Annotated in this window: 2 protein-coding genes and 1 pseudogene; 1 reads left to right on the forward strand and 2 read right to left on the reverse strand. The window is 66.3% G+C overall.

The window, feature by feature from the left end; translation table 11 throughout:
- Nucleotides 1–2711: DNA methyltransferase (locus ABD893_RS16910; protein WP_345083167.1), on the reverse strand; the 2711-nt coding region annotated here is incomplete at its 3' end.
- 241 nt (nucleotides 2712–2952) lie between these two features.
- Between ABD893_RS16910 and ABD893_RS16915 the strand changes: the two genes are divergently transcribed.
- Complete coding sequence (locus ABD893_RS16915) at nucleotides 2953–3360, forward strand: hypothetical protein (protein WP_147271506.1); 408 nt, start codon at nucleotides 2953–2955, stop codon at nucleotides 3358–3360.
- A gap of 872 nt (nucleotides 3361–4232) precedes the next feature.
- On the opposite strand, the pseudogene ABD893_RS16920 reads toward ABD893_RS16915, so the two are convergent.
- Nucleotides 4233–4707: pseudogene (locus tag ABD893_RS16920) on the reverse strand (hypothetical protein); the annotation flags it as partial.

Here is a 4707-nt window from a genome sequence, read left to right on the forward strand (position 1 = left end):
CCCCGGTCATCATTCGAGGTCAGCTTCTTCCTCGCTCCGAACGCCCGATCGACCAGCCTGTCTAGGGCATCGTGTGCCTTCACCAGAGCCGGGTCCATCGCCAGCGGGCTGTAGTGCTCAGCCAGTGACCGTTCCGGATGTAGCGCGCGCGCCTCAAGCACCCCGTGGCCGGCTGCTGCGATCGCCTCGCGATCCGCTGGTTCTACAGCGGGCAGGGGGACGGTGTACCAGGTCAACGTCGATGCGAAGCGGAGGTCGGACTTGATGCGTCCTCCGATGGCCTTCTGCCAGGTGATGAACATGCTCGAGGACATGATGGCGAACTGGAATCCGTCAGGGTCCTTGATCGTGAAGTTCGCATCCCCGGCGATCACGTCCTCGTCGAACAGCGCGACGGTGAAGTAGCGCCGAGTCTCGGAGACGTGGCGCGGTACGCAGACGAAGGATGTGTCCTGCTTGGCGAGCTGCCGGAACAGGTGATGGTGTGGGTACTCCCGCGTCGACGCTGCCTTGGACGCTGCGCGGAATGTCCGGACAGCTTCCACTCGTTCCCGAAGTACGCGGGAACGATTGAGATCCGCAGGGTCCATCCCGTCGAGCCAGAGGCACCAGCGGTCCGCGTCGTGCAGGAGCTCGTGCGCGCCGACGTACTTGTGGACGTACTTCGCGGCGATCGGGTCCGCCATGACCTCGGTGTGCTGTTCGGGCTCGATGATGAAGTTGCCGTCGTCGGTGGGCATGGATCCGCGCCATGTCTTTGAAAGGCTCGGGCTAAGCATGTCCGAACGCTTCTCTACCAGGATGTTCTTCGCGTCCTGTAGGTAAGCGTTGATGCCGATCTTGACGGGAACCTCGCGCGGCTCAGCCTTGGGGCGTTCGTATTCGAACAGGCGGGGCTTGTTCCGCGTGTTCTGGGTGTGGCCGACGATCACGCAGTGCACCGCGGCGGCGCCGGGGGCCTCGCTGGACCAGGCGAAGGTCTGATGGGCGAACTTGATGCGCCAGCCGGCCTCGAAGAGCCAGCCGTACAGGCGGGGGACCTGGTCACCTTGGGTGACGGAGTTCGTGGTCACGAACGCCCACTCGCCCCGGTACTGCGGACTGGCGAACAGTGAGAGGGTCTTGGCGTGCCAGCCGGTCACGTAGTCCATGCGCGACAGGACCCTGTCGCCGCCCCAGGCGTTGCGCAGATCGGCGAGCTGATCGGCGCCGCGGGTGTTGTCGCCGAGGAACGGCGGGTTTCCCATGATGTACAGCGATGTGGTCGGAGGGATGACCTCGGACCACTCGGCCTGCAGAGCGTTTGTCACGGTGATCCGCGCCGAGTCCTGCAGAGGGAGCATCGGGACGGCGTAGCCGAGGGTGAGGTTCACGGCCTGGTTCGCCTGGTGCTCGACCAAGAACATTGCCGTGCGCGCGATGGTGGCCGGCCACTCCTCCAGCTCGAAGCCGTAGAACTGCGAGAGGCGCACATGGACGCGTGATTCCGCGTCCAGGGAGAGCTGTGCGCGGCTCGGGTCGAGTTCCTGCAGTCGCTCGTGGATTCGCAGCTCGAGGGCGCGCAGCTCGCGGTAGGCGATGATCAGGAAGTTCCCGCAGCCGCAGGCCGGGTCGAGGAACGTCAGAGAGCCGAGATGGTCCAGCAGCTTCTCGAGCTCGCGCTTCTTCGCGTGGGCTTTGGTGAACTGGTCTTCAAGCTCGTCTAGGAACAGCGGGCGGATGAGCTTCAGGATGTTCGTTTCGGTCGTGTAGTGCTCGCCGAGCTCGCGCCGGGCCTTCTTGGACTTCACGGCCTGGAACAGGGAGCCGAAGATCGCGGGGGAGATGCTGGACCAGTTGAAGTACGCGGCCTGCAGCAGCAGCTCGCGGGAGGCCCGGTCGAAGTAGGGGATCTCCACGGCCTCGCCGAACACGGAGCCGTTGACGTAGGGGAACGCCTGGATCAGGTCATCGTCGCGCCCGTACCGCTTGTCCTCGGGCTTGTTCAGGGCCTGGTAGAGCGTGGTCAGCTGCGCGCCGAGGTCGGAGCCGTCTTCGCTGGTGCGCTCTTCGATGTACCGGGAGAACAGGTCGCGCTCCCAGAGGCCGGAGTCGTCGGCGTACAGGCAGAACAGGGTGCGGATCAGGAAGATCGATGCCTGGTGCTCGTCGTACCCGGTGGCCTCGAGGTGCTCGTACAGCTTGGCCATCAGCTGCGCGGCCTTGATCGAGGCGGTCTCCTGCTCGAGGGAGCCGAACTTCGCGCGCCGGTAGCCGGCGAGGAACATCAGATCCTCGACGTGCGCGGGCAGCTCCTCAAGGGGGAACTCCAGCAGTTCGGTCTCGGGGGAATCAGCGGCAAGGTCGAGCAGCCGGAAGTGCTTGAAGTTGCTGGTGATGACGAAGTCGGGCCGCTCGTGCTCGGACAGAGACTCCATGTAGTCCAGCGCCTGGGCCTCGGCCTTGGCGAGGTCGGCACCCGTGGACTTCATTTCGATCAGCGCGGTGCCGGAGATCAGCGCGTCGATGTAGCCCTGACCGCCAGTGGAGGCGCGCTGAGCACGCTTCTCGTAGAGCGCCGCGCCGGAGCGGGTGATGCCGAAGACCCGCAGCAGGTCCCGGACGAAGGACTGGGCCTCACCGCGCTCGTACCCCTCCGCGTCGCGCCACTGCGCGACGAACGCCCCTGCTCTGGAGCGGACGTCGGGCAGCACGAGAGGTTTTTGACTCATGGGCGTATCTTCCCAGTCCCGCGGGGTGGGAGGCGGCGGGTGGCGGCTATTCGCGCACCAGGGCGAGGAGGTCCTCGGCGTCGAGTCTCTGTTCGGGGTCGGCGATCCTGCCCGCCGGTGGACCGCCAGGTCAACAACGTCCGCACCCTCGACCGCACGGACCCCCCGCTCATCGCACCGCTCGACGCCGACTGAGCCCACCGGCGCCTGGCTGTCCGGCCCCGAGCGCACACTGAGCCCCGTGAGCCCCCAGCCCTTCACTCCCTATCCCGCTCCGCCCGCCGGGCGGTCGAGCGAGATGCGCGCGAGATACCCGCGGTACTACGCGCAAAAGGACCTGCTCGGCGCGGCCGAGTCGGTCGTCGCCGGTTACCAGCGCGCCGTCGCCGGTGGCACCCCGGTGTCCATGAGCCACAGCTGGCGGGACCCCGATGTCCCGGACGAGTCTGTGCAGGTGATCGTGGGCGGGGAGCGGCTGCTCCTCACTGTCGAGGAGTGGCTGGACCGCATCGAGCTCGCGCAGCCCCACTTGATGTCCTGGGTATCCGCCCGGGTGCACCTCGAGGGCGCGAAAGACCGCGCCGGACGCGGACGCGTGGAGCCGTACTGGCACGAGGCGATCCGCCGCGCGAACCCCGGTCGACGCTGAGCGAGGAGCACGACGGGTGAGGCCGGGGAGCGTGGTCGGCCTCGGGTCGAGGGATGTGGGGCGTGTCGGGAGCCGTACCCGACAGGAGCGTCCCCGACTTCCGAGGGCCGACCGGCGATTCCAGCCCGGTCCGGGGTCTGTGGTCCCGAGGGGGAGTGCGATGAGTGTCCTGTCCATGACCGAGACCGAAACTGCGGGGGTGCGGGGGTCGCGGCAGTCGTTCCGGCGTGGGTGGCCGGCGCTAGCACCCCAGCAGTCGGAGTCAGGGTCCTCACCCAGCGAGCGCTGAGGCCACATCAGCGCGGCCTGACCTGCGGTGACGCAGTTGGAGAGGCTGGCGTGAGGGTAAATCAGCGCATCCTGACCTGGGGTGATGCGTACGGAGTGCCCGGCTTGAGGGTAAATCTGCGCATCCTGACTTGGGGTGATGCGTACGGAGTGCCCGGCTTGAGGGTAAATCTGCGCAGCCTGACCAGGTCTGATGCATGCGGAGCTCTCACATGACTGCCCGACCAGTCCGCGTCCGGGGAGTCGGCCAGAACGACGTCAGGGTGACGGGTGGCGAAGTCCCGCATTTGGGCCTGGAACCTCTCGATGCTCGCGGCGAGCTGGGCATCCTCGTCTGTGAGGTAGTCGGGCGTGTCGCTCATGGCCTCAGCTTGTCGCTGTCCCCCGACGTGTGAACCCCCGCCGTTCCCGCTGATGCGCCCTCGCTGGAAGTTCGTCCTCCTCGCTGAGGGTGCTCCTCGGTGTCGGGCAAGGCGGGCAGGCAGGTCGAGGAGTTCCAGAAGTGCAAGGCTGCCGAGGTGAGTTGAGCGCAACGAGAAGCGCCCCGGACCCACATCGGTGGCCGGGGCGCTTCGTCGTACTCGTCAGCTCTCGGGCGCGTAGCTCTCTGCGGCGTCCTCGGCCTGCTCCTGAGTGAACTCTCGGACATCGGTGAGGTAGCGGGTTACCGCCTCTCGGCTCGGTGAAGAACCATCGGCGTAGGACTCTGCTGCACGCGAAGCATTCGTGTAGAACGAGACTTCCGAGTGTTCCAGAGCGAAGTCCACCTCATCTGCGAAATTCTCGTGCACGATGTGTTTCCGGATTTCCGCTTCCGAGGAGTAGTTCTGGCGAGACATCGTCTCGACGTAGTCGATTGCCTCCTGCTGGGCAGTCGTGAAGTCGGGCTCGGACGACTCCTCCGTCGCGTAGATCGGCGAGTCCGATGTTGATGAGGAGGTCTCGGTTTCGGCCTCCGCGGTGTCGGCGCCCGAGCATCCTGCTAGGCCTAGGCCAAGGACGATGGTGGTGGTCGCCATCAGCAGTGAGGCGCGCCTTCTGCGCGTGGTATTCCGGTTC

Source organism: Brachybacterium paraconglomeratum (assembly GCF_039541415.1).
GTDB lineage: Bacteria > Actinomycetota > Actinomycetes > Actinomycetales > Dermabacteraceae > Brachybacterium > Brachybacterium paraconglomeratum_A.